At 67.1% G+C, this 23,820-nt stretch carries 20 protein-coding genes; 16 read left to right on the top strand and 4 right to left on the bottom strand.

Going from position 1 to position 23,820, the window contains the following annotated elements; all coding sequences use genetic code 11:
* Positions 1-107: 107 nt before the first annotated feature.
* Positions 108-2,444, top strand: coding sequence for a discoidin domain-containing protein (locus B141_RS45365; RefSeq protein WP_157180842.1), 2,337 nt, complete (start codon positions 108-110; stop codon positions 2,442-2,444).
* Between the two features lie 46 nt (positions 2,445-2,490).
* Here B141_RS45365 and B141_RS39310 read toward each other — a convergent pair whose 3' ends face one another.
* Entirely contained in the window at positions 2,491-3,390 is a 900-nt protein-coding gene (locus tag B141_RS39310) for a nucleoside hydrolase (RefSeq protein WP_020574426.1), read from the bottom strand.
* Between the two features lie 308 nt (positions 3,391-3,698).
* Here B141_RS39310 and pyrE point away from each other — a divergent pair, with 308 nt between their 5' ends.
* The gene (pyrE, locus tag B141_RS0106900; protein WP_026256984.1) at positions 3,699-4,226 is read left to right on the top strand and encodes an orotate phosphoribosyltransferase; all 528 of its coding nucleotides are present in this window, start codon (positions 3,699-3,701) and stop codon (positions 4,224-4,226) included.
* On the opposite strand, the gene B141_RS0106895 is transcribed toward pyrE, so the two are convergent.
* Positions 4,192-5,250 (bottom strand): LacI family DNA-binding transcriptional regulator, encoded by a 1,059-nt coding sequence (locus tag B141_RS0106895; RefSeq protein WP_020574424.1) that lies wholly within the window; start codon positions 5,248-5,250, stop codon positions 4,192-4,194. The two genes, pyrE and B141_RS0106895, sit on opposite strands and share 35 nt — an antisense overlap.
* Positions 5,251-5,507: 257 nt before the next feature.
* On the opposite strand from B141_RS0106895, the gene B141_RS0106890 reads away from it, so the two are divergent.
* The 8 genes from B141_RS0106890 to B141_RS0106855 all read left to right on the top strand — a co-directional run bounded on the left by B141_RS0106890 (position 5,508) and on the right by B141_RS0106855 (position 15,772).
* The gene (locus B141_RS0106890; protein WP_026256983.1) at positions 5,508-7,448 is read left to right on the top strand and encodes a glycoside hydrolase family 127 protein; all 1,941 of its coding nucleotides are present in this window, start codon (positions 5,508-5,510) and stop codon (positions 7,446-7,448) included.
* Complete coding sequence (locus B141_RS39305) at positions 7,445-8,836, top strand: extracellular solute-binding protein (RefSeq protein ID WP_020574422.1); 1,392 nt, start codon at positions 7,445-7,447, stop codon at positions 8,834-8,836. Before B141_RS0106890 ends, B141_RS39305 begins: the two co-directional genes overlap by 4 nt.
* A gap of 59 nt (positions 8,837-8,895) precedes the next feature.
* Positions 8,896-10,299, top strand: a complete 1,404-nt coding sequence (locus B141_RS0106880) for an ABC transporter substrate-binding protein (RefSeq protein WP_157180841.1) — start codon at positions 8,896-8,898, stop codon at positions 10,297-10,299.
* Between the two features lie 11 nt (positions 10,300-10,310).
* Positions 10,311-11,228 (top strand): carbohydrate ABC transporter permease, encoded by a 918-nt coding sequence (locus tag B141_RS0106875; RefSeq protein WP_020574420.1) that lies wholly within the window; start codon positions 10,311-10,313, stop codon positions 11,226-11,228.
* Positions 11,225-12,127 (top strand): carbohydrate ABC transporter permease, encoded by a 903-nt coding sequence (locus B141_RS0106870; protein ID WP_157180840.1) that lies wholly within the window; start codon positions 11,225-11,227, stop codon positions 12,125-12,127. Before B141_RS0106875 ends, B141_RS0106870 begins: the two co-directional genes overlap by 4 nt.
* 20 nt (positions 12,128-12,147) lie before the next feature.
* Positions 12,148-13,887 carry a DUF885 domain-containing protein gene (locus tag B141_RS39300; protein ID WP_020574418.1) on the top strand — a complete coding sequence of 580 codons (1,740 nt, stop codon included), beginning with the start codon at positions 12,148-12,150 and terminating at the stop codon, positions 13,885-13,887.
* A gap of 561 nt (positions 13,888-14,448) precedes the next feature.
* The gene (locus B141_RS39295; protein ID WP_020574417.1) at positions 14,449-15,000 is read left to right on the top strand and encodes an alpha/beta hydrolase; all 552 of its coding nucleotides are present in this window, start codon (positions 14,449-14,451) and stop codon (positions 14,998-15,000) included.
* A gap of 43 nt (positions 15,001-15,043) precedes the next feature.
* Positions 15,044-15,772: an SDR family oxidoreductase gene (locus B141_RS0106855; RefSeq protein WP_020574416.1), complete on the top strand. Its 729-nt coding sequence runs from the start codon at positions 15,044-15,046 to the stop codon at positions 15,770-15,772.
* On the opposite strand, the gene B141_RS0106850 is transcribed toward B141_RS0106855, so the two are convergent.
* Positions 15,765-16,712: a U32 family peptidase gene (locus B141_RS0106850; protein WP_040420593.1), complete on the bottom strand. Its 948-nt coding sequence runs from the start codon at positions 16,710-16,712 to the stop codon at positions 15,765-15,767. The two genes, B141_RS0106855 and B141_RS0106850, sit on opposite strands and share 8 nt — an antisense overlap.
* Before the next feature lie 128 nt (positions 16,713-16,840).
* Between B141_RS0106850 and B141_RS0106845 the strand changes: the two genes are divergently transcribed.
* From B141_RS0106845 to B141_RS0106835, 3 genes are all read left to right on the top strand, one after another.
* Positions 16,841-17,605, top strand: a complete 765-nt coding sequence (locus B141_RS0106845; RefSeq protein ID WP_026256981.1) for an IclR family transcriptional regulator — start codon at positions 16,841-16,843, stop codon at positions 17,603-17,605.
* 173 nt (positions 17,606-17,778) lie between these two features.
* Positions 17,779-18,702 carry a fumarylacetoacetate hydrolase family protein gene (locus B141_RS0106840; protein ID WP_020574413.1) on the top strand — a complete coding sequence of 308 codons (924 nt, stop codon included), beginning with the start codon at positions 17,779-17,781 and terminating at the stop codon, positions 18,700-18,702.
* Positions 18,699-20,189, top strand: a complete 1,491-nt coding sequence (locus B141_RS0106835; protein ID WP_020574412.1) for an aldehyde dehydrogenase (NADP(+)) — start codon at positions 18,699-18,701, stop codon at positions 20,187-20,189. The genes B141_RS0106840 and B141_RS0106835 overlap by 4 nt, the downstream gene beginning before the upstream one ends.
* A 249-nt stretch (positions 20,190-20,438) precedes the next feature.
* On the opposite strand, the gene B141_RS39290 is transcribed toward B141_RS0106835, so the two are convergent.
* The gene (locus tag B141_RS39290) at positions 20,439-20,723 is read right to left on the bottom strand and encodes a pyridoxamine 5'-phosphate oxidase family protein (RefSeq protein WP_202805688.1); all 285 of its coding nucleotides are present in this window, start codon (positions 20,721-20,723) and stop codon (positions 20,439-20,441) included.
* Between the two features lie 414 nt (positions 20,724-21,137).
* Between B141_RS39290 and B141_RS0106825 the strand changes: the two genes are divergently transcribed.
* Genes B141_RS0106825 through B141_RS0106815 form a run of 3 tightly spaced genes read left to right on the top strand, consistent with a single transcriptional unit; the run spans position 21,138 to position 23,811 of the window.
* Positions 21,138-22,232, top strand: a complete 1,095-nt coding sequence (locus tag B141_RS0106825) for a LacI family DNA-binding transcriptional regulator (protein WP_020574411.1) — start codon at positions 21,138-21,140, stop codon at positions 22,230-22,232.
* Positions 22,232-23,083: a sugar phosphate isomerase/epimerase family protein gene (locus B141_RS39285; protein ID WP_020574410.1), complete on the top strand. Its 852-nt coding sequence runs from the start codon at positions 22,232-22,234 to the stop codon at positions 23,081-23,083. The genes B141_RS0106825 and B141_RS39285 overlap by 1 nt, the downstream gene beginning before the upstream one ends.
* Positions 23,083-23,811: an SDR family oxidoreductase gene (locus tag B141_RS0106815; RefSeq protein WP_020574409.1), complete on the top strand. Its 729-nt coding sequence runs from the start codon at positions 23,083-23,085 to the stop codon at positions 23,809-23,811. Before B141_RS39285 ends, B141_RS0106815 begins: the two co-directional genes overlap by 1 nt.
* Positions 23,812-23,820: the final 9 nt, after the last annotated feature.

The raw sequence follows: 23,820 nt of genomic DNA, 5'->3' as shown, positions 1-23,820 counted from the left end.
ACTTTCCGCCCAAAAGGAAGGGGGCCGGTCCGATGCTTCGACAACTGCGGGGTGGGGGTGGGCCTGCACGGGCGAAGCCCGAGCGGGGCCGGAATCACACTGCGGGGGTGGGCCCGCGCGGGCGAAGCCCGAGCGGGGTCGGAGTCACACTGTGCGGCATCCTCCTGGGTGCCATGCTGGCGGCGGTTTCGCTCACCCCGGCCCAGGCGGCCGATGGCAGGGACGTGTCCGATCGGCGAGGTCCGGTCGGCGGGTCTCCTTCCGGCTCGGTTGGGGTCTGGCTGACCGACCTTGCGGGCAAGGCGTACCTCGCCCGTCAACCCGATCTTGCCTGGCGTAGGGACGGGATGCCCGCCGGTGCGACAGTCGCGGTTGACGAGACGCGGAAGTACCAACGGATGGAGGGGTTCGGTGCGTCGTTCACGGACTCCTCGGCCTGGCTGGTGGGCACCCGGCTCGACCCACAACAACGCGACCGTGCCCTGCGCGACCTCTTCAGTGCCCGAGATGGCATCGGTCTCAGTTTCCTCCGCCAACCCATGGGAGCGAGCGACTTCGCCGTCGAGGGCAACTATTCCTATGACGATCTCCCGCCGGGTGGGACCGATCCCACGCTGGCCCGCTTCTCGATCGAGCACGACAAGGCGTATGCCATACCCGTGCTGAAGAAGGCCCGGGCGTTGAATCCCCGGCTCACCCTCATGGCGTCGCCGTGGAGCCCGCCTGGTTGGATGAAGACGAGCGACTCCATGATCGGCGGAACGCTCAAAGCAGCTGCGTACCAACCGTTCGCTCTCTACTTCGCGAAGTTCCTCAAGGCGTACGCGGCCGAAGGGCTTCCGGTGAGCTACATCTCCCTCAACAACGAACCGTTGTACGTACCCTCCGGTTATCCCGGCATGAGCCTCAGCGCTGAGCAGGCACGCGATCTGATCAGGGACCACGTCGGACCGACCCTGCGTGAACGCGGGCTGTCGACGCGGATCCTGGGCTACGACCACAACTGGGACGTGCTGAGTTACCCCGAAAGCCTCTACGCCGACAGGTCCGTCGAGCCGTACGTGGCAGGAACCGCGTGGCACTGCTACGGCGGAGACGTACGCGCACAGTCCGTTTCGCACAACAACTACCCGAACAAACCGGCGTACCACACCGAATGTTCGGGTGGTGAATGGGAAGGCGGAGAGCAGGAAGGTTTCGCGGGGGCGATCGGGTTGGTGATCAACGCGTCCCGAGACTGGGCGAAGGCCGTGGTCCGGTGGAACATCGCGTTGGACGACAAGAACGGCCCCACCAACGGTGGTTGCCTCACCTGCCGGGGCGTGATCACGGTCGCGCAGGACGCGAAGGGCCGTTGGGGATATTCGAAGACGGTGGACTATTACGCCCTGGGGCATGCGAGCAAGTTCGTCCGACCGGGCGCTCGCCGGATCGCGTCCAGCACTCTCGGCAAGGGCAGCATCGAAGACGTGGCGTTCGTCAACCCTGACGGGTCGAAGGTCCTCCTCGCGCACAACTCCGGGGATTCACGGCGGACCTTCCAGGTGCGGTGGGGTCAGCGTTGGTTCGCCTACACGCTTGCCGCTGGCGCCGCGGCGACGTTCACCTGGTCGGGTCCGCAGCAAGGCAAGGTTGACGACGCGGCGATCGGGTCGGTGGATCTGCATTTCGACAACCCCGACGGGAGCAGGGCCACGGTGAGCTACGACGCCGGCCTGACTGGGTTGCAGGATCAGGCACGAATCGGCGACGCCTGGCTCGGCTACTCACTTCCCACTGGCGCAAGCCTTGAGCCTCCGGCGCCGGCGACGCCCCTTGACCGCTCCGGTTGGTCGGTCTCGGCATCGGCCAGTAGCCCGGAAGACCCACCAGGTAAGGCGATCGACGGTGATCCGGCCACCCGCTGGAGCACCGGACACGGCATGACGCCGGGCGACTGGTTCCAGATCGACCTTGGATCCACCAAGGCGTTCAGCGAGCTCCACCTCAACACGGCGGGCAGCCCTGGAGACTTCGTGCGGGGATACGAGGTCTACGTGTCGAACGACGGCATGTCCTGGGGCCAGGCGATCGCGAGGGGTGGCGGGCGGACCGACCTGCGGGTCATGTTCCCCACGGTCGAGGCGCGCTACGTCAGGGTGGTCAATACCGGGAGTTCCGGCAGTTGGTGGTCGATCCATGAGGTGAACGTGCTGACGGCGGTGACTGCGACGGCGCCGGCGACCGCGGCGATCCGGACGGAGGCTGGGCGGACGCTGGACGTGGCCGGGACCAGCGGCGAGGGTCTTCAGCGCAAGTCCGCGACCCTTCCGGATGGGACCCGAGTGGACGTGGTCTACAACGCCGGCCGGGCTGCCGCGGCCTTCGACGTCACGTGGGGGAGTACGACGTACCGTTACCGCCTACCCGCCGGTGCCGCGGCCGCGTTCACCGAGGAGAGGTGAGTGGCGGACCACCGGCTCGCGACGTCCTAGGAGCCTGAACAGGCTCCTAGGACGGGCCGCTGTGGCCCGCGGCCTCGATCCTGCTGACCGTCTCGTCCACGGCCGCCGCGATGTCGAGAGCGTTGACGACATAGCTCGTGCTCTCGGGATCGTCGGTGGCCGTGCTGACGCCGGGGTGTTCGCCGTTGAGGTCGATGCGGATCTGCGCCGGGCGGGTACCCACCAGGTCGGGGCGTACCATCGCCAGCACGGCCAGCGGATCGTGCGGGTGGTTCCACGGCGTACCCGTGTAACCCCACCACTGACGTACCTCCGCCTCGAGTTGGCGACCCAGGGCGCCGGCGGCTCCGATGCGGGTGAGGTGGTCGGGTTCGATGCGCGCGAGGGTGGTGATCTCGAGGCCCACCACGGTGACGGGGATACCCGACCGGAACACCTCGGCGGTGGCGACGGCATCGCTCTTGAAGTTGTGCTCGGCGTCGGGCCGGTCGAACCTCCCGCCCATGACGTAGAGGCGGCGTACGGCGCGCGCGAATCCAGCGTCGGCGCGAATCGCCTCGGCGATGTTGGTCAGCGGGCCGACCGCCACCACGTCCACCTCTCCGGGACGGGCCGCGGTGGTGTCGACGAGGAACCTCGCGGCCGAGGTGCCGTCCATGATCGCTTCGCCCTCGAGGTCGCCGTAGAGCCGCCCCTCGAAGCCCGCCCACCAGACCTGCTCGCCCGACAGCGTCTGCTCGGCACCTGGCACGACCGCGAGCCCGTTACGCCCGGCGAGGCGGGCCAGCCGGCGGGCGATCCGCGCGCGGACGGCGGTGTCGCCGTACACCGTCGTGACCCCCAGCAGGTCGACCTCGGGAGAGCCGAACAGCATCGCGAGCGCGAGCGCGTCGTCAACATCCGAGCCGATATCGGTATCGAAGATCACCTGATGCCGGGCGACCACAGCGACCTCCAGTTCTCGAGTGGAGCTGGGCTGAACTCGACACTAGTCGCTGTGCTGTCGGTAGCTCAGGAACCTACAGATCGTGACCAAGCTTGGACGATGCCTGGAACGAGCCCGCGCTGCGCCGGAGGTGTGGACATTATGTCCACACTCGACCGATTAGTTCGCAATCAATCATCGGCCAAGCTTGAGCCTCGCGAATGATCACGTTTACGTGGTCATTACCAGCCTTACGTGGTGTCGACGCCATGTGAGGCATGCAATGACCACGTATACGTGATCATTCCCCGCCTGACATGCTTGCGCGTGTGAGCGTTCTCGACCTGGCTCGTCAAGTCCATGACCGTTGCCATCTGACCGGCACGTTCGTCCTGCGTTCCGGCCTGATCGCTGACGAGTACTTCGACAAGTACCAATTCGAAGCCGATCCGTTACTCCTGGACAGGATCGCCGAGCAGTTGGTGTCGTTGGTCCCGCAGGACACCGAGGTGCTGGCGGGGATGGAGCTTGGCGGTATTCCCGTCGCGGTCGCCTTGGCGCGCCACGCCGGCCTACCGTGTGCGTTCGTCCGCAAGGCGGCCAAGACCTATGGCACAGAACGGTTGGCCGAAGGCGCCGAGATCGCCGGTCGGCGAGTCCTGGTGATCGAGGATGTCGTGACCACGGGCGGGCAGATCGCGATCTCCACGCGGCAGTTGCGTGAGCTCGGCGCGCACATCGACCACGCGCTGTGCGTCATCGACCGCCAGCAAGGTGGTGCCGAGGCACTCGCCGCCGACGGGATCACTCTGCGAGGGCTGTTCAGTCGTTCGGATCTGGAGTCAGCGGCTGGCTGATCGGCCCGGTCGACTCGCGCAGGACGAGTTCACACTCCACCTCCTCGACCCCGCCGCCGATTGGCTGGCCACCGATCGCCGCCAGCAGGTGATCGGCGGCCACCCGGCCGACCTTGTGGAGGTTCATGTCAACCGTGGTGAGTGGCGGCCGGGAACCCAGCGCCATCGCTTCCCAGTTGTCGAATCCGATCACAGCCACGTCGTCAGGAATTCGCCGGCCGCGTTCGCGTAGCGTTTCGGCAACACCGCGGGCGATCTGGTCGGCGCCGCAGAATATCGCGTCAACGTCAGGTTGCGTGCGCAGAAGAATGTCGGCTCCCTGGCGTCCCCACTCCTCGCTCCATTCACCGAAGAACGCCGCACCGCCCGCGGCCTGAAGCCCCGCATCGTCGAGGACCTTGGCCATGCCATCCGCGCGCTGGCGAGCCGCAAGGAAACGTTGCGGCCCGGTGATATGGCCGATGCGCGTGCGACCGGTGGCAAGCAGATGGCGTACCGCAAGCTCGCCGCCGCCAATATCGTCAGGAATAACCGAGAAATCATTCGGGTCGGCGGACTGCGTCATCGCGTACACCACAGGAACCGGAAGGTCGGTGCCGATACTCGGCCGTGGTTCGGTACGCCGGCCGGTCACAAGAATGCCGTCCACGCGCCGGGCAAGCAGTGTTTGCACCTGGTGGCGTTCCCGGATGGGGTCGTCGCGCGTGTCGCACATGAAGACCGAGATCTGACCGGCGCCGAGGGCGTCCTCCGCACCGAGCATCACCGGGATGCTGAACCGGCCGAAGCTGTCGGAGGTGACCAGGCCCACCGTGAAGGTGCGGCCACGTAGCAGTCCACGGGCCAGGGTGTTGGGTTGGAATCCGAGTTGCCGAGCGGCCGCCGCGACCCGCTCACGAGTTTCGGGCCGGAGTTTGCCGCGACCGTTGAGGGCCTTGGACGCCGTACCGATCGAGACTCCGGCGAGGGCCGCCACGTCGCGGATCGTGGCGGCGCGGGTCCCTGGCGTGATGGTGTCGGACAACCTGTTTTCCTTCTGCTCGCCAGCGCGGTGCTGTGTCAGCAGTGTAACGAGGGTACGAAGACGACCAATGCCGGACAATGACTCCCCCTTGACCCGCCCGGCGCGGCGGTCCTAGCGTGACCAGCGATTAAGGAAAACCTATTCCTGTCTGGCGTCTCGGCCGGGTGACCAGGCCCTCCTCGCGGGTGGCTCGCCTGGTTACCGACGACCGTGTGGTGCGTCGTGAGCCGAGGTTGTCGCGATCACGAAGGAGCCCGATGAGCGCAACGGCAGGCGGTCGGCCGGTTGGTCCAGTTGTCCCGACAGCGACGAGTCGGGTGACCCACCGCGGCCTTGGTCTGGACGACGTACGCATTGACGGTGGCCCCTGGGGGCGCTGGCAGTCCGTCAACCGTGCGGTCAGCATCCCGTTGGGAATCAAGCAACTCCGCAAGGCCGGCAACCTCGACAATCTGCGGCTCGCCGCGGGCGAGGCCACCGGTGAGTTCCGCGGGCCGCGGTTCATGGACTCTGACCTGTACAAGCAGCTGGAGGCGGTGGCCTGGGAGACCGGGCGCGAGTCCGACAAGGACCTGCATGAGTTCATCCGGGAGTCGGCCGAACTCCTGAGCCGCGCGCAGCGCGAGGACGGCTACCTCAATTCCTATTACCAGTTCGTCAAGCCAGACCAGCAGTACGCCGAACTCGAGTACAGCCACGAGATGTACTGCGCGGGCCATCTCATCCAGGCGGCTGTCGCCAGCGCCCGGGTCGGTGGCGCGCCGAAGCTCCTGGAGGTCGCGCGCCGCTTCGCCGACCACCTTGTCAAGGTGTTCCTGCACGAGGGAAACTCGGGTATCGATGGCCACCCCGAGATCGAGACCGCCCTGGTCGAGCTTTACCGCCTGACCGGCGAGGAGAGCTACCTGCGCCTGGCGGAGAAGCTGATCAACGAGCGCGGCAAGGGCCACATCGCCAACAGCGGTATGGGTGCGCACTACCTGCAGGACCACCTGCCGGTACGCGAGGTGGACACGCACGTCGGCCACGCGGTGCGCGCGCTCTATCTCGAGGCCGGGATCGTCGACGTCTATCTCGAGACCGGTGACGAATCCTTGCTGGAGTGGTCGGTACGCCGCTGGGAGGACATGGTCGCTTCCAAGACCTATCTCACCGGTGGAGTGGGGTCGAGGCACTCGCACGAGGCATTCGGCGACCGTTACGAGCTCCCCCCGGACCGGGCCTATACCGAGACCTGCGCGGCGATTGCCAGTATTCACTGGAGCTGGCGACTGCTCCTCGCCACCGGCCAGCGCCGCTACGCCGATCTCATCGAACGTACTCTCTACAACGGTTTCGCCGCATCGACGTCCACCGACGGGACGAAGTTCTTCTACGTCAACCCGTTGCAGCGCCGCTTCGACCACATCGAAGGGGATGACCCGGGACGCCGGCACGAGTGGTTCTCCTGCGCCTGCTGCCCGCCCAACATCATGCGACTGGTCTCGTCGCTCGGGCACTATGTCGCGAGTACGTCGGACGACGAACTCGCAGTCCATCAGTTCGCTCCCGGGACGATCAGGGCTGACCTGCCGGCGGGCGAGGTCGCACTGTCCGTGGAGACCGACTATCCCTGGGCGGGTGCGATCAACCTCACCGTCGACCGTGGCCCCGGATCGGAATGGACGCTGGCGATCCGCGTACCCTCCTGGAGCGAATCCGCCACGGTGACCGTGAACGGCGAGCCGGTCGCCGCGACGCCGGGCGAGCGCGGCTATCTCTCCCTGCGCCGGGCCTGGCAACCGGGTGACACGATGACCATCGAGCTGGACATGACGCCTCGCCTGGTGTTCCCGCACCAGAGCATCGACGCCGTACGCGGCTCCACGGCGGTGGAACGTGGACCTCTGGTCTACTGTTTCGAACAGGTGGACCAAGCTGAAGGTGCGGACGTGGGCGACCTCGCCCTCGCGCCCGATGCGGCCTTGCGGGTAAAGGACACCGAGCTCCCCGGTGTGGGGCGGACGGTCGCGATCGAGGCGTCGGCGTTCGTCGTCTCCCAACCCAGCGACGGCCTTCCGTACTCCACCAAGCGTCCCGAGGAGCTGGTGACGGTGACGCCCACCACTGCCACCGCCGTCCCGTACTTCCAGTGGGACAACCGCGACGGAAGCGCGATGCGCGTCTGGACTCCGCTCCACCTGGAGAACGGGTCGTGATCCGGCACTCGCTGAGTGGCTCGACCGGCTGGAGCAGGCGTGACCTGCTCCGGCTCGGCGGCCTCACGGCGTTCGGTGTCGCGGCCGGACCAGCGCTCGCCGCCTGCGCGGGCGAGGAGTCCGGCGGCGGTGGCAAGGCCAACCTGCAGTTCATGTACTGGGGATCGTCCTTTGAACAGAAGGCGATCCAGAAGATGCTCGACGAGTTCAACAGCCGCCAGAAGGACGCGTCGGTCAAACCGCTGTACACACCGCAGGAGTACGACACCCGGCTCAACACCCTCGTGGCCAGCAAGCGGGTGCCCGACGTGGCGTACCTCGGCGCGGGCACAGCGTACCGCCTTGCGGAGCAGGGGAAACTGGTCAACTTCTACCCCTACCTCAAGAAGCACCCAGAGCTCGCCAGTCGACTGCCGTACACCTACTACTGGTACGGCAAGGACAAGTTGCTCGGCACTCAGACGGCCAACGAGGTCATCCTCCTGTGGTACAACAAGAAAACGTTCCAGGAGGCCGGGGTTGACCATCCACCGGCGGAGGCCTCGAAGGCGTGGTCGTGGGACACGCTGGTCGAGACCGCCGAGAGGTTGACCTTCGATCAGGACGGCCGGCGACCGAGCGAGTCGGGATTCAACACCAAGCAGATCCGGCAGTTCGGCCTCGCCGCCAACTTCAACAGCTACGGCTGGTATCCGCTGGTTCGCAGTAACGGCGGCGACTTCGTTGACGAGACGGGTACGAAGTTCCTCCTCAACAGCCCGGAGGCCGTGGAGGTGTTCCAGAACCTCCAGGACCTGATGTACGAACACCGGGTCTCACCGACGCCGGCGCAAACGGGTAACAACGCGCCGACCACTACCGTGCAGCTGCAGACCAAACGGATCGCGATGGCCATCGACGGTCAGTGGGTCCTGCTGGACATGGCCGAAAGCAATCTCGACTACGGCATCGGAGTGCTCCCGAGCTATCAGGAGCCCACCACCATCGGCTTCGCCGCGGCGACCGCGGCCTTCACCGGCGATCATGACGACAAGACGGTGGAGCTCTACATGTTCCACAACGATCCACGCTATGTGGATCTCTACAAGAGCGGCCTGTGGATGCCGCTGGAGAAGAAGTACTACGAGGACCAGGCGGCGATTGATTCGTGGACCAAGAACGCCGCACACCCGCCGGAGTTCCGGACCGCGGTCGTCGACTACACACTGAACAACTCCGTCCCGATGTTCGATCAGCGGCTGAAGAACACTGACGCGATCGGCGAGGTACTCACCCCCGCGATCCAGCAGATCCAGACGGGCAAGCACAAAGCCAAGGAAGTCCTCGACGCGTTGAAGCCGAAGATCGAGCCGCTGCTCCAGGGCTGGTATCCCTCCCAGGAGCTCTGACTTCTTCAGAGGTTCCAGGGATTGTCCCTGGGCCGACACCGCTCATAAGGAGTTCGCCCATGAGCCCGCGAATGATCACGGGGCCGCGGAACGGCTGGAGCCGGCGCGACCTACTGCGGCTTGGTGGTCTGGCGGCGGGGGTTGCCGCCGTTCCAGGGCTGGCCGCCTGCAATTCCGATAGTGACGGCGGGGGAAGCGGCGAGAGCGTTGATCTGCAGTTCATGTACTGGGGCTCGACCTTCGAGCAGAAGGCGATCAACGCGATGCTCAAGCAGTTCGAGCAGAAGAACAAGGGCGCGTCGGTCAAGCCGCTCTACACTCCGAACGACTACGAAACCAAGGTCAACACGCTCGTCGCCGGTAACCGCCCGCCCGATGTCGGATACATGGGTGGTTCGATGGGCTACCGCCTGGCGGAGCAGGGGAAGCTGGTCAACCTCTTCCCGTACTTCGACAAGTACCCCGAGTTGGCCAAGCGCCTGCCTGGCACGTACTTCTGGCACGGCAAGGACAAGACGTTCGGGACCCAGACCGCCAACGAGGTCATGCTGCTGTGGCACAGCAAGCCGGCTTTCAAGGATGCCGGCGTCGACCTGCCGCCCGCGGATGCGTCGAAGGCCTGGTCATGGGACACGTTCGTCGAGACGGCCAACAAGCTCACCCTCGACCAGAACGGCAAGCGTCCCGACGAGTCGGGCTTTGATCCCAAGCGCATCAGGCAGTTCGGTGTCTCGACCAGCATTCAGTACGCACCGGCCTGGGAGTGTTTCCTGCGGAGCAACGGTGTCGACGTCGTGGACGAGGCGGGCAAGAAGTGTCTGCTGGACACGCCGGAGGCGGTGACGGTCTTCCAGAACCTCCAGGACCTGATGTACAAACACCACGTCGCGCCGACGCCCGTCCAGCTCGGCAACAACGCCCCGGCGACGAACGTCCAGCTCCAGACCAAGCGGATCGCGATGGCGATCGATGGCCAGTGGATGTTGCTCGACATGTCGCAGAGCAAGATCGACTTCGGGATCGGGGTTCTCCCGAGCTACCAGGAACCCTCGACCACCCAGCTCGGCGGCGCGTCAGTGGTCTTCTCGGGCTCGAAACATCCGGAGGAGGCGGTCGAGCTCTTCCTCTTCCACAACGACCCGAAGTACGTCGAACTCTTCAAGAACGGCCTCTGGATGCCGCTGGAGATGAAGTACTACACCGATCCGGCGGCCGTCGACTCCTGGATCAAGAACGACGTCCACCCGCCGGAGTACAAAACCGCCGTGGTCGACTACACCGTCAACCACGCGACCACGGCGTTCGGGCAACGCCTGAAGAACATGGACAAGATCGGCAACGTCCTGACGCCCGCGCTCCAGCAGATCGAGACCGGCAAGCAACCCGCCAAGGAGATCTTGACGGCGCTGACACCGAAGATCGACGCCCTGCTCCAGGGCTGGTACCCGACACAGAAGCTCTGACATCCGGAGGCATGAGCGTGGCCGCGAAGAAGTCCCGCCTGTCAGGACAAGGCCGTCTGGAGAGCCGCTGGGGGATCATCCTGGCGATGCCGGCCATCCTCGGCTTCCTGATCTTCACCATCGGTCCGATGATCGCGTCGTTCTTCTTCAGCCTGACTGACTGGACGATCGGTGGTCGGCCGTCCTTCATCGGGCTGGACAACTACCGGACGATGGTCAAGGACGAGCTGTTCTGGAAGTCTCTCAGCGTCACGGCCTACTACACGGTGGGGGCCGTGCCGCTCGGCCTCATCATCGGCTTCGCGCTCGCACTGCTGTTGAACCAGCGGGTACGCGGCCTGAGTCTGTGGCGGACGATCTACTATCTGCCGACGCTGGTGCCGGCGGTCGCGAGTGCGGTGCTGTGGATCTGGATCTTCAACCCCGATTTCGGCCTGCTCAACTCGCTGCTCCGGCAGGCCGGCCTGCCCACCTCGCAATGGCTCTACAGCGAGGAGGCGGTGGTGCCCTCGCTGATCATCATGAGCACGTGGGGGTTCGGCAATGCCATGGTGATCTTCCTGGCCGGGCTCCAGGGGGTGCCGCGCCATCTCTATGAGGCGGTCTCCATCGACGGCGGTGGCGCGTGGCAGAGGTTCCGCCACGTGACGCTGCCGATGATGACGCCGACGATCTTCTACAACCTCGTCACCGGCGTGATCGGGACCTTCCAGGTCTTCAACCAGGCGTACGTCATGACGCAGGGCGGCCCCAACAACGCCTCCCTCTTCTACATCTACTACCTGTACCGCACGGCATTCACCGAAAGCGCGATGGGATATGCGAGCGCTCTGGCGTGGGTGCTCTTCATGGTGATCATGCTGGTCACCTTCCTGCTCTTCCAGAACGCACGTCGCTGGGTCTACTACGAGATGGCAGGTGCGCGATGACGACAATGACCAGCACCGCGCCGGCCGCGTCCACGAAGACGCCCCACACCAGCGGCGGCGGGCGGCGGTGGAGACCGGGCCGGGTGCTGCTCTACGTGGCGCTCACCATCGGGGCGGTACCGACCATGCTGCCGTTCGTGTGGCTGGCCCGTAGTGCTCTCATGAACGACAACCAGATCTTCATCGCCCCGCCGGAGTGGATCCCGAATCCCTTCGAATGGGCGAACTTCAGCGGCGCCCTCACCGCTCAGCCGTTCTTCCGCTACTTCGTCAACACGATGATCATTGAGCTGGTCGTCGTCACAGGAACCGTTCTCACCTGCTCGGTCGCGGCGTTCAGTTTCGCCCGGCTACGCTGGCGCGGCCGTAACGTCGTGTTCGCCCTGCTCCTCACCAGCGTGATGCTGCCGTACGCGGTCACCCTGATCCCGACGTTCGTGATGTGGCGTTCGCTGGGCGCCCTCGACACGTTCGTCCCCCTCACCGTGCCGGCGTGGTTCGCCGGCGCGGGTGGAGGCGTCTTCAACGTCTTCCTGCTACGGCAGTTCTTCCTCACGATTCCGTTCGAACTCGACGAGGCTGCCTACATCGATGGCGCGTCGCCATGGCGGGTCTTCTGGCTGGTCATCATGCCGCTGTCGAAGCCCGCGCTCGTGGTGGTCACGATCTTCACCTTCATCGGCGTCTGGAACGACTTCCTCGGACCGCTGCTCTACCTGAGCGACGAGAGCAAGTACACCTTGGCACTCGGTCTCGCCTCGTTCCAGAGCGTCTATACCGCGCAGTGGGGTTACCTGATGGCGGCCTCGGCGGTGGTCATCGCGCCGATCATCGCGTTGTTCTTCTTCCTCCAGCGGTACTTCATTGAGGGCGTCACACTCACGGGAATCAAGAGCTGATCAAGGGAGCGTCACGATCGATGTCAGAACCGGCGGAGGGAAACGTGGTGCCAGGGACGGATGCGACGGGTGAGTCCGCCGCTGCTGACGAGCTCGACCGCCTCGCTGATGAGATGTTCCGGCGTCAGCTTTCCTGGTCTCCCTTGTACGCAAGCCAGATCGGCTATGCGGAGTACGCCCCGGAGCTGCCCGACCTGAGCGTCGAGGGAACGCGGCGGCGGCAGGCGGAGCTGGCGAACCTGCGTGACCGCGCGGCCGCGATCGACGAGAGCCTGCTGGACGACGAACGCCGGATCACTGTGGCGGTCCTGCGGCGCAAGGTCGCCGACGGCCTGCTCGCCATCGAGGCTGCGGCCTCGGACTACACCGTGACACCGATTCCACAAACGGGTGCCGCGGCGCAGATCATCGTGAGCGTCCCGCACAGCCTGGTGCGTACGAAGGAGGACGCGCGCAGCTACCTCGAACGCTGCGCGAAGGTGCCCACCTTGCTCGAGGATGCCGCCGAGCGCCTTCGCCTCGGTCGGGCCGCCGGTCGCCGGCCGGTACGCCGACTGGTGGTGAACGCCGTTGACCAGCTCACGGCATACCTCTCGGCGCCACTGGCGGCGGATCCGCTGCTCGGCGTACCCGATCCGGACGGTGAGGCGTCACCGGCATGGCGGGACAAGCTCGCCGCGGTGATAGGGGACGAGGTACGCCCGGCCCTCGCGGGGTACCGCGACGTGCTGGTGGCGGAGGTCCTCCCCGACGCACGACCAGACGAGCAGCCCGGCATCGCGCATCTGCCCGGTGGGACCGAACTCTATGGGCAGCTGGCAGCCGGGCATACGACCACAGACCACACGATCGACGAGCTTCACCAACTCGGTCTCGACCTGGTACGGGAACTCATCGAGGAGATGAGAGAACGCGGCGAACGCGTCTTCGGGACCAGCGACCTCGCCGAGATCACCGGTCGCCTGCGCACCGATCCCGCGCTGTTCTTCGGTTCCTCCGAGGAGGTGGCGGCGGCGGCCCGGGATGCACTGGCGCGAGCGGAGGCAGCACTGCCGGCGTATATCGGCCGGCTGCCCCGGGTGGGATGCCAGGTGGTGCCGATGGGGCCGCACGAGGTGGAGAACGGCGACCTTGGGCATTACCAGTGGCCCGCCCTGGATGGCTCGCGGCCGGGCACCTACTGGATCAACACGTACCAGCCGCACACCCGGCCGAGGTTCGAAGCGCAGACCCTCGCCTTCCACGAGTCGGTACCCGGCCACCACACGCAGATCGCCTTGCAGTATGAGCTTTCTGAGCTGTGCGACTTCCGGCGGCACGCGCATGTGACGGCGTACACCGAAGGCTGGGCGCTTTACACCGAACGCCTCGCCGACGAGCTGGGGCTCTACACCGACGAGGTGCATCGCCTGGGAATGGTGTCGTTCGACTTCTGGCGGGCGTGTCGACTCGTCGTTGACACCGGCCTGCATGCCCGCGGCTGGACCCGCGACCAGGCGGTCGGTTACATGCTCGACCACAGTGCGCTTACCCATAAGAACATCGAGAACGAAGTTGACCGGTACATCGGCTGGCCGGGTCAGGCGCTCGGCTACATGGTCGGCCGGCTGGAGATCCGGCGCCTTCGGGCAGAAGCCGAACGCGAGCTTGGTTCGGGGTTCTCGATCAGGGACTTCCACGATGCCGTCCTCGGCCACGGCAACCTACCCTTGACAGTGCTGGGCGAGGTCATCGAACGCTGGACCTCCACCCAGATCTGACAGAGGCCGGGCGAGATATCCCGCGTGCGGCCGCCAGCGCTGGCTTTTGAGAGGCCGCCATGCTCGTCGATGGCCCTGAGCTTGCTGAGGTGCCGGCTGTCTCACATTGTGTACACCCTCTCCGGTGCGAGGCGGCGCATATCCCCACCAGGCAAGGCAAATTCGCCTAGTGAGGTGGGGACTTGCCGCGTGAGGTCCGCCAAGGGTGTACACAATGTGAGACAGAACCCTAGCTTCTCACTATCCGATACATCCGGGTGTACGCCATTCGAGACAGCCGCGACCTCACGCGGTACCTCTCCACGAAGCACGCTGAATTCGCCTTGCTTGGTGGCGACACAGAGCATGAGCCCCCGAATGAGTCTCGCATTCGCTCCACTTCAAGAAGACTGTGGAAACTCCGGGGTGTTATAGCACCACGGAGTTTCCACGATCTGAGCTGGCCCGCCCATCACGAGACTGGCGCGCCACGCTGTCCGCCTGCGTTACGCGATGGCGGGGGTAGCCGCCAGGGCAGGACGGACCGTTGATCGCACGTCTTTGTGCGATGGCACGACCGCGGTGGCGGACGAAGGTGGAGAAGGGCACGCGGCGCGCCGATCAGCAGCCACCTACGGCTCGGCCGGGGTACGCAAGGCGGTGCTGATGGGGGCGATCCCACCGTTCCTACTCAAGACGGACGAAAATCCTGAGGGGGTCGAGCAGTCGGTGTTCGACGGGATCAAGGCGGCTGTGGTGAAGGACCGTCCCGCCTATATGAAGGACTTCCTGGACAACTTCTACAACGTCGACACCTTCGCCGGAACCCGGATCAGCGACCAGGCCTGGCAGAACAGCTTCAACGTCGCGGTCGCCGCGTCCGCCTACGCGGAGTACGCCTGCGTGGACACCTGGCTCACCGACTTCCGGAAGGACCTGCCCAAGATCGACGTACCGGTGCTTCTGATCCACGGCGACGCCGACCGGATCCTGCCGTACGAAAGCACCGCGGCCCGGCTGCCCCACCTGATCAAGGACCTCGAGTTCGTCACTGTGAAGGGTGGGCCGCACAACATCGCCTGGACTCATCCGGACGAGGTCAACCCCGCGCTGCTCGACTTCCTCAGCCGCTGAACCGGGACGGTCCGAAAGTCCTTTCCCTGATCGGAGTTTCGTCATGACCAGGAGGGTTGCCCTCGTCACCGGGGCTTCCGGTGGCATCGGCCGCGCGGTCGCCGAGCGGCTCGCCACCGACGGGATGAGCCTTCTCGTCAACTACGCGGGAAACCCTGCCCGTGCTGAGGAAGTCGTGGAGTCCATCACCAAGCAGGGCGGCACCGCGAGCAGCTACCAGGCCGATGTCGCCGACGAGGACCAGGTGGCCGCGCTCTTCGACGAGACCGAGCGGCGGTACGGCGGCGTCGACGTCGTTGTCCACGCGGCGGGGATCATGCTCCTCTCCCCGCTCGCGGAGCTTGACCTGGCCGATCTCGACCGTATGCACCGCGTCAACATCCGCGGCACCTTCGTGGTCGACCAGCAGGCGGCCCGCCGGATCCGTACCGGCGGGGCGATCATCAACTTCTCCTCGTCGGTGGTCAAGCTCGCCCTGCCGTCCTACGCCGCGTACGCGGCCACCAAGGGCGCGGTGGACGCGATCACCCTCATCCTCGCCAGGGAGTTGCGTGGCCGGGACATCACGGTGAACGCCGTGGCGCCCGGCCCCACGGCGACACCGCTGTTCCTGGACGGCAAGGATCAGGGCACGATCGACCAGTTGGCGCACCTGGCGCCGCTGGAACGGCTCGGAATGCCCACTGACATCGCCGAGGTGGTCGCCTTCCTCGCCGGTCCGGCCCGCTGGATCAACGGACAGGTGATCTACGCCAACGGCGGGGTTATCTGACGCCCGGGCGCACCGGCAGCGCGAGGCCGGCGGCTCGCGGCTTGGACGTCGCCTCGTCGACGCCGTACCTCCTGAGCAGATCCAGACCAAGGCGTGCCCGGCGTACACGTTCTCGAGTCAACGCGACCGTGGTGGCTTCCAGGTGGGTCCCGGCCGGGTAGACGTCGGGAGCGTTGCGCAAGCCGAACTTGACATACACCGGCGCCGCGACCTCGATGAGCTGGGGGATCTCGTGATGGCGTACGAAGCCGCCCAGGTTGTCCGGCGCCTCGACATAGACGTCCAGCGGAATGTCAACGGCAGAACGGATCGCGGCGATCTGCGCCAGGCTGAGGTCGGTCGCGACGTTGAGCGTGTCGGCGCCGAGGTCCTCCAGCACCCGCGCGGTGGCCGCGTTGGTGATCGGCAGCATCACCGAGATCTTGGCCTGCATGTCGGAGGGCAGGTCGCCGCTGGCCCGTAGTTTGCCGAACGCCGCGAGTACTCCGAGGTCGGAGATCAGCACGCTGCGGACACCGTGGTCGGCGGCGCGCAGGATGTCGTCGAGAACGGCGGCCACCTGGTCCTGCCCGTGCGCGGCCGCGGCGAACCCGCTCCCGGCCAGCGAGCGGGCGGTCGCGGAGACACCCCATCCGGCGCAGGGACGGGCGAAGAGGCTGATCTCGATACCGGCGGCGTCGGCCTGCTCGACCATCTCGTCGAGTTCGCCGTCGGTCAGCAGGAAGACGCCGCTGCCCTGGGAGATCCGGCGTACGGGAACATCGAGTCGTTCGGCTTCTTCGAGCGCGGCCGCGAGGCAGCGCGGACCTTCGGTGCTCGGGATCTCGATCCGGTAGCGGACGCCGTCCGGAAATCGCTTGCTGGACGCGGGTAGTTCTCCCAGGTCGCGACGTGGAAGGCGGAGGTTGTCCAGTAGGTGCGAGGCTGGTGTGCCGGCCACGGATTCATCCTCCGGAGTGTTCGGTATTTCGAACGACATTCGTATACTCGGACATGTTGTCCAGCCGCCATCCGTGACGTCAAGCTCTGTTCATCGCCTGGTACGCGTTGCGGTACGAAGGGGGGAGCGTGGGGAGATCAGTACCCGCGGTCATGCGCGCACTCGACATCCTCGAACTCTTCGGAACCAAAGAAGAGCTTTCCATCCCCGAGATCCATGCCCAGCTGGGGTTTCCGCGTACGTCGGTGCACGAGCTGGTCGGCACGCTGGTCGAGCGTTCCTATCTCACGCCGGTGCCGGGCCAGCCGCACCGCTTCCGGCTCGGGGTCGGGGCGTTCCACCTCGGCGCGGCGTACGCCGAACGCATGGACCTCACCCGCGAAGGTCAGACCGTGGCGGCCGAGGTGGCGGCGGCCTGCGACGAGACGGTCCACGTCGCGGTGCTCGACGGCTCGTCCGTGGTCTACGTCGCGAAGGCGGACAGTACCCATCCGGTCCGCATGGTCTCCGCGGTCGGCCGCCGGCTTCCGGCCCACTGCACCGCGGTCGGTCTGATGCTGCTGGCCGCACTCGAGGACAACCGGCTGGACGAGCTGTTCCCGATCGGACGGAACCTCCCGGCGCTCACGGAGCGGAGCATCGCCTCACCGGAGCAACTCCGTACCCGCCTCGCGCGGATCCGTGGTCGCGGCATCGCGGAGGAGTTCTGCGAGTCCAACGAGGCGGTGGCCTGCGTCGCGGCACCGGTCGCTGACCGGAGCGGCAGGATCGTCGCCGCGATGAGCATCTCGGTCCCGACCATGCGGTGGTCGCGGAAACGGGCCGGTGAGCTCGCCGAACTGGTCGCGCAGGGGGCGGTAAGCCTGTCCACGCGGCTGGGTCACCGCGGCTGAAGGCGGTGCTGTCAGGCCCGGCGTTTCCGGCCGGCCGGAACTGGCCGGAGTCGGCAGGGCCCGGGTGACCTGGTGGGACGCTCGTTTGCAAGACTGAGCGCCGGCGACGAAACATCTGATGACTGCTGGCCGGGGCCGACAGAGACCGGAACCGACACAGAGAGGGGCGTCCCGTGGAGATCGTCCGCTACGCCGACCGCACGGACCGTGCCGTCCGGGTGGGTGTCCGTCGTGAGGGCCGGGTCGTCCCCCTGGCCGGAGTGAGCGACATCGCGAGCCTGCTACGGCTTCCGCTGACCGAGATCCGTCAGCGCGTCGAAGCCGCCGGCGCGGTGGCTGGTGAAGCCGGCCTCGACGAAACGGCGGTGCTGTTGCTACCGCCCCTCGACGGGCGTACCGAGGTGTGGGCCTCCGGCGTGACGTACGAGCGCTCCAAGGAGGCGCGCGTCGAGGAGAGCACCGAGAAGTCGGTGTACGAGAAGGTGTACGACGCCGAGCGGCCGGAGCTGTTCTTCAAGTCCGTCGCCTGGCGGGTCGTCACCCACGGTGAGCCCATCGGGATCCGCGCCGACTCCGGCCTCGACGTACCCGAACCCGAGCTCGGCGTCGTGGCCAACACCGCCGGCGAGATCGTGGGGTACGTCGTGTGCAACGACGTGAGCTCCCGCGTCATCGAGGGCGAGAACCCGCTCTACCTCCCACAGGCGAAGGTCTACGCCGGCAGCTGCGCGCTCTCCGCGGGGATCCGTCTCGCCTGGGAGGTCGAGGACGCCCGCGCGCTCGACATCCGGCTCACCGTGGTCCGCGACGGCCAGCCCGTCTGGAAGGGCGAGACGTCCACCGCGCGGATGCGGCGTACCCTCCCCGAACTCGTCGGCTACCTCTTCCGCGGTGACTCCTTCCCCGACGGTGCGTTCCTCGCGACCGGCACCGGCATCATCCCCGAGCTGTCGTTCACGCTGGCCGCCGGTGATCGGGTCGACATCGAGATCGCCGCGGTCGGCGTACTCTCGAACCCCGTCGTGGTCGGCAAGGAGCCACTCGGCTGGCTCGTCGACGCCCTGTCCGATCCGTTCGCCCGGGAGGCCGCGCGATGACCCAGCCCGACACCGTCATCTCCAACACCACCCCGGAGGAGCTCGAAGGCGTCCTCGCGTCGGCCGCCGAGGCGGCCCGTCCGCTGGCTGACCTGCGTCCGGCCGAGCGCGCCGCGCTGCTCCGCGGCGTGGCCGACGCCCTCGACGCCGCGGCCGACAAACTCGTGCCGCTCGCGATGGAGGAGTCGCACCTGCCCGAGGCGCGCCTGCGCGGGGAGTTGGCGCGTACGACGTTCCAGCTGCGGTTGTTCGGCGAGGTCCTGGAGGAGGGGTCGTACCTCGAGGCCTACATCGACCCCGCCGACCCCGACTGGGGCATGGGCCCACGCCCCGACCTGCGGCGGATGCTCGTGCCGCTCGGACCCGCTCTGGTTTACGCGGCGAGCAACTTCCCGTTCGCGTTCAGCGTCGCGGGTGGCGACACCGCGGCCGCGCTGGCGGCCGGCTCCCCAGTGATCGTGAAGGCCCACTCCGGGCACCCACGGCTGTCCCTCCGTACCGGCGAGGTCGTAGCGCAAGCGCTGGTTGACGGTGGGGCGCCGATCGGGACGTTCGCGGTGGTGTTCGGGTTCGACTGCGGGGTCGCCGCGTTGAAGGATCCCCGGATCAAGGCGGGATCGTTCACCGGGTCGATTCCGGGTGGGCGGGCGTTGTTCGAGCTGGCGTCGTCGCGGCCGGACCCGATTCCGTTCTACGGCGAGTTGGGCAGCCTCAACCCGGTGTTCGTGACGCCCGGCGCGCTGGCGGCGCGGGGTGAGGAGATCGCCTCCGGCTACGCGGCGTCGTTCACGCTGGGGGTCGGGCAGTTCTGCACCAAGCCGGGGCTGCTGTTCCTCCCGGCGGGTCACGGTCTTGACGAGACGATCGTGTCGGCGGTGCGCGGCATCAACCCCGCGCCGCTGCTGAACGGCCGGATCGCCGAGGGCTACTCCGACGGCCTCGAACGCCTGGCCGCCGTCCCCGGCGTGTCTGTCCTCGTCGACGGCGCGGCTGACGGACTCGTGACCGCGCCCAGCCTGGTCAAGACGACGGTGCCGGTGCTGCTCGAGCACGCCGACGCGCTGCTGGAGGAGTGCTTCGGGCCGGTGTCCCTGGTCGTGGAGTACGCAGAGGACGACGAACTTCTCGCGGCGGCGTCGGCGTTCGCGGGCAACCTCACCGCGACCGTGCAGGGCGAGGAGTCGGAGGCGGACGCCGTGGCGCCACTGCTCGACGTGCTCCGCGACCGCGCTGGCCGGCTGCTGTGGAATGGCTGGCCGACCGGCGTTTCGGTGACGTACGCCATGCACCACGGCGGTTCGTGGCCGGCGACCACCGCGTCGATCCACACGTCGGTGGGTACGACCGCGATCCGGAGGTTCCTGCGCCCGGTGAGCTACCAGAGCATGCCGCAGGCCGCGCTGCCGGAGGCGCTCCGTGACGAGAACCTCCTCGGCATCCCGCGCCGCGTCAACAACGTCTTGACGACGGACGACGTGAAGGCCTGAGCCCGCGCCGTCCCATTGCCGGGTTGTCAGAGGTTTCTCGCTAAGAGACCGAGAAACCTCTGACAACTCGGGTCTAACGGCCGTGACCTCACGCGCCGGCTCCGCTGCCTCAGAGTGCGATGTCGTGTACTCCGGCGACCCGCTCCGGCCGCAGCCGGCAGAGGAGCTCGCCCTCGACCGCATTGCGCCTGCCGTACTCCTCGCCCCGGCCGGCCGGGACATACCGCGAGGCGAGCCTGGTCGTCCAGGTCAGTAGATCGGCCGCGTGCTCGTCAAGGCTGACCGGTCCACGGACAACGACGAACGTGTGGGGGTAGTCCTGTCGTCGGCGGTGAGGGCGGCTCGCGGATTGGCCCGAAGGTGGCGGCCCTTGACCGTGTCGCGGCCGGTGGTGAACACGATGTCGCCGTCACTGACCACGAACCAGACCGGTGCCACGTGCGGTGAGCCGGAACGGGTCGCGGTAGCGAGGTGACCGGTACGCGCGCCTTCCGCGAGGAACCTCAGAGCTTCCTCGCGGGTCATCCTGGCCATGCCGCCAGCATGCCGTAGCGCGAGCCGGCTCCGCAGCGGTACCGCGATTACGCGCGCGTCGCGGCGGGCTGGTTGCTATGTGTCGCACGGTGTTTGACTGCAAGCATTCCTTGACGTCTCTGTCTCGGCGCCTGGACCTGCCGCAGGGCCCGCTCTCAGGCCCTGCGTTCCGTGATCATGAAGCCAGATAGGGCTATACGTCCCGAAACCCTTCATGGACAAGATCATGATCACGGGGCGGCCGCGGTGGCCCAGCCCGGGCAGAGGGCAAAGAGGCGGACGGCCGAAGGTCGAGGGCGGAGAGGGCTGAGAGGGCTGAGAGGGCTGCCGGATCCGGACGAAGGACGTGACCATGCGCTGGTGCAACGTTACATTCGTGCATCGTTACACCAATCGGCGCTCGGGGGTGAGGGCATGAAGCGGGAGGTGACGATCCGGGATGTCGCGCAGGCCGCGCGCGTCTCGCCGAGCACGGTCTCGAATCTCCTCAACGGCCGTGACGGCCGGATGCGACCACGGACCAAAGCGCGGATCACCCGCGCGATCGACGAGCTCGGCTACCGCCCGAGCCGGGTCGCCCGGCAGTTGCGGACCGGTCAGGCCCAGGCGTTCGGCCTCGTCGTTCCGTCCGTCGCGAACCCGTTCTGGGGCAGCTTCGCCCGCGCGGTCGAGTCCGTGGCGATGCGGCACGGCGACCAGGTGCTTCTGTGTAACAGCGAACGCGATCCGGAGCGCGAACGCGCGTACGTCGACGAACTCTGGGCCGGCGGCATCCGCGCGGTCATCATCGGCACGTCCCTGCTATCGCTGGATCACCTGCGACCGCTGATGGAGCGCGGCCTGCGGCTGGTGGCGTTCGACCGGGAACGCCAACCCGCCGACCCGCCCAACCTGGCAAGCGTCAGCGTCGACAACCTGCTCGGCGGCCAGCTGGCGACCGAGCATCTGCTCGCTTTCGGCCATCGCCGGATCGGCTTCATCTCCGGCGCGATCGCCACCGTGAGCCGTCAACGACGCCTTGCGGGGTACCGCGCGGCGCTGGAGCGGGCGGGCGTTCCCTTCCGCGACGAACTCGTCTGGGCCGGCGAGGGCAACGGGTACGGCGACATTGACAGCGCCGAACTCGGCCGGCAGGGCATGGCGGCCCTGCTCGACCTCCCGGAGCCGCCGTCGGCGGTCGTGACCATCAACGACATGTACGCGATCGGGGCCTGCGCCACCGCCCGGGCAGCCGGCCTGGCGATACCCGGCGAGCACCATGGCCTTTCGGTCGTCGGCTTCGACGACATCGTCCTCGCCCCACTCTTCAACCCGCCCCTGACGACCGTCCGGCAACCGCTCGACGACATGGCTCGCTTCGCGATCGAAGCGATCCGGCGGGACACCGGCGACGAGAACGAAGACGAGCAACCAATCTCGGCCGTGATGCCGCCACAGCTGGTCGCACGCGCGTCAACGGCCGCCTTCGCCACCACCCTTCCCGCGAACGACCATCGGAGCGCCCACTGATGCAGACCGTTCTCTTCACGAAGCTGTTCGAGGATCGGCCGGTTGGCGAGATCGCCGATACGGCCGCCGACCTCGGCTTCGACGGCATCGACCTGCTGATCCGGCCAGGATTCACCGTCGATCCCGAAAGCGCCGACCAGATCGCCCAAGCCGCCGATCGCCTGCGAAACAACGGCCTCTCCGTCCCGATGGCGACCACCGACCTTGCCGATCCGGCTGCGTTTCCGGCGGACAAGGTGTTGGGCGCCTGCGCGGACGCCGGCATCGAGCTCGTCCGCCTTGGATACTGGAAGTACGACGGAACCCGGCCGTACGCCAGCGTCAAGGACGAGGCCCGCGAACACCTTGCCCAGCTGGTCGATCTCGCGGCCCGCCACGGAGTCCGGCTCGCCATCCAGCTGCACGGTGGGACGATCCATTCCTCCGGGGCCCTGACCCGAGCATTGCTCGACGGCCACCTTCCCGCGCAACTCGGCGCCTATCCCGACCCCGGAAACCAGGCGGTGCAGGACGGCCGCGAGGACTGGCGCCTGACCTTCGACCTGCTGGGGCCGTGGCTTGCCTGCGTGGGCGTGAAGAACGGCGGGTGGTTCGCCGGCGAGACAGCGGACTCCGGCCAACGCGGGTGGCGGTCGGACTGGCTCGGCCTTGCGGACGGCATGGTGCCGTGGCCCGACATCCTGGCGTATCTCAACGGGATCGAGTACGCCGGCCCGCTGTCGCTGCACAGCCACTACCACCTGCCGTACCCGCAGGTGCTCGACCAGACCCGCACCGACCTCCGCTATGTCAAGCGACTCCTGACAGCAGGCAGTTCGGCCTCCGTCCAGGCCGCCGAGGTGGTCTCGTGATGGCCAACGAGCTTGCGGGCAAGGTGATCGTGGTCGCCGGTGCGAGCAGCGGCATGGGCCGCGCGACGGCGCTCGCGGCGGCTGCTGCGGGTGCCAGGCTGGTGCTCTTCGCCCGCCGGGCGGAGGCGCTGGCCGAGGTGGAGAAGGCGATCACCGGCGATGGTGGCGAGGCGGTCGGTGTCACCGGCGATGCCACCGATCCACATGCCGCGGCGGCCGCGGTCGCGGCGGCGGTCGAGCGTTTCGGCCGGCTCGACATTCTCCTCAACAGTGTCGGAACCAATCTCAAGGAACGCGCTCTCACCGCCCTGTCAATGGAGGGTTGGCGCGACCTCATCTCGACCAACCTCGACGCGGCGTTCGTGCTCACCCAGGCGGTGCTGCCGGTGTTCCGGGCGCAAGGCGACGGCCTCCTGCTCCACATCTCCTCCTCGGCCGCGAAGAAGCCCGATGTCTCCGGGGTGGGATACCAAGCCAGCAAGGCGGGTGTCGCGGCCCTGGCACACGCGACGATGGAGGAAGAACGCGCGAACGGTGTGCGCGTCTCGGTCCTCTATCCCGGTTTCACCGACACGCCCCTGGTCGAAAGGCGTCCCACCCCACCGACGGCCGAGATGCTGGCCAAGGCCCTGCGGCCGGAGGACGTCGCCCGCATGTGCCTGGCGGTAATGGCTTTGCCGGCACGCGCACACGTGCCCGAACTTCTCCTGTATCCCAGCCAGTCCTGAGAGCCTGAG

Source organism: Actinopolymorpha alba DSM 45243 (genome assembly GCF_000373925.1).
GTDB lineage: Bacteria > Actinomycetota > Actinomycetes > Propionibacteriales > Actinopolymorphaceae > Actinopolymorpha > Actinopolymorpha alba.
This window is presented reverse-complemented; position numbering and strand designations above follow the sequence as displayed.

Excerpts from the sequence above, each read along its gene's own strand:
- B141_RS0106890 (WP_026256983.1), top strand. The coding sequence starts at position 5,508 with ATGAGCGCAACGGCAGGCGGTCGGCCGGTTGGTCCAGTTGTCCCGACA.
- B141_RS0106880 (WP_157180841.1), top strand. The coding sequence starts at position 8,896 with ATGAGCCCGCGAATGATCACGGGGCCGCGGAACGGCTGGAGCCGGCGC.
- B141_RS0106875 (WP_020574420.1), top strand. The coding sequence starts at position 10,311 with ATGAGCGTGGCCGCGAAGAAGTCCCGCCTGTCAGGACAAGGCCGTCTG.
- B141_RS0106870 (WP_157180840.1), top strand. The coding sequence starts at position 11,225 with ATGACGACAATGACCAGCACCGCGCCGGCCGCGTCCACGAAGACGCCC.
- B141_RS39300 (WP_020574418.1), top strand. The coding sequence starts at position 12,148 with ATGTCAGAACCGGCGGAGGGAAACGTGGTGCCAGGGACGGATGCGACG.
- B141_RS0106855 (WP_020574416.1), top strand. The coding sequence starts at position 15,044 with ATGACCAGGAGGGTTGCCCTCGTCACCGGGGCTTCCGGTGGCATCGGC.
- B141_RS0106835 (WP_020574412.1), top strand. The coding sequence starts at position 18,699 with ATGACCCAGCCCGACACCGTCATCTCCAACACCACCCCGGAGGAGCTC.
- B141_RS39290 (WP_202805688.1), bottom strand. The coding sequence starts at position 20,723 with ATGGCCAGGATGACCCGCGAGGAAGCTCTGAGGTTCCTCGCGGAAGGC.
- B141_RS0106825 (WP_020574411.1), top strand. The coding sequence starts at position 21,138 with ATGAAGCGGGAGGTGACGATCCGGGATGTCGCGCAGGCCGCGCGCGTC.
- B141_RS39285 (WP_020574410.1), top strand. The coding sequence starts at position 22,232 with ATGCAGACCGTTCTCTTCACGAAGCTGTTCGAGGATCGGCCGGTTGGC.
- B141_RS0106815 (WP_020574409.1), top strand. The coding sequence starts at position 23,083 with ATGGCCAACGAGCTTGCGGGCAAGGTGATCGTGGTCGCCGGTGCGAGC.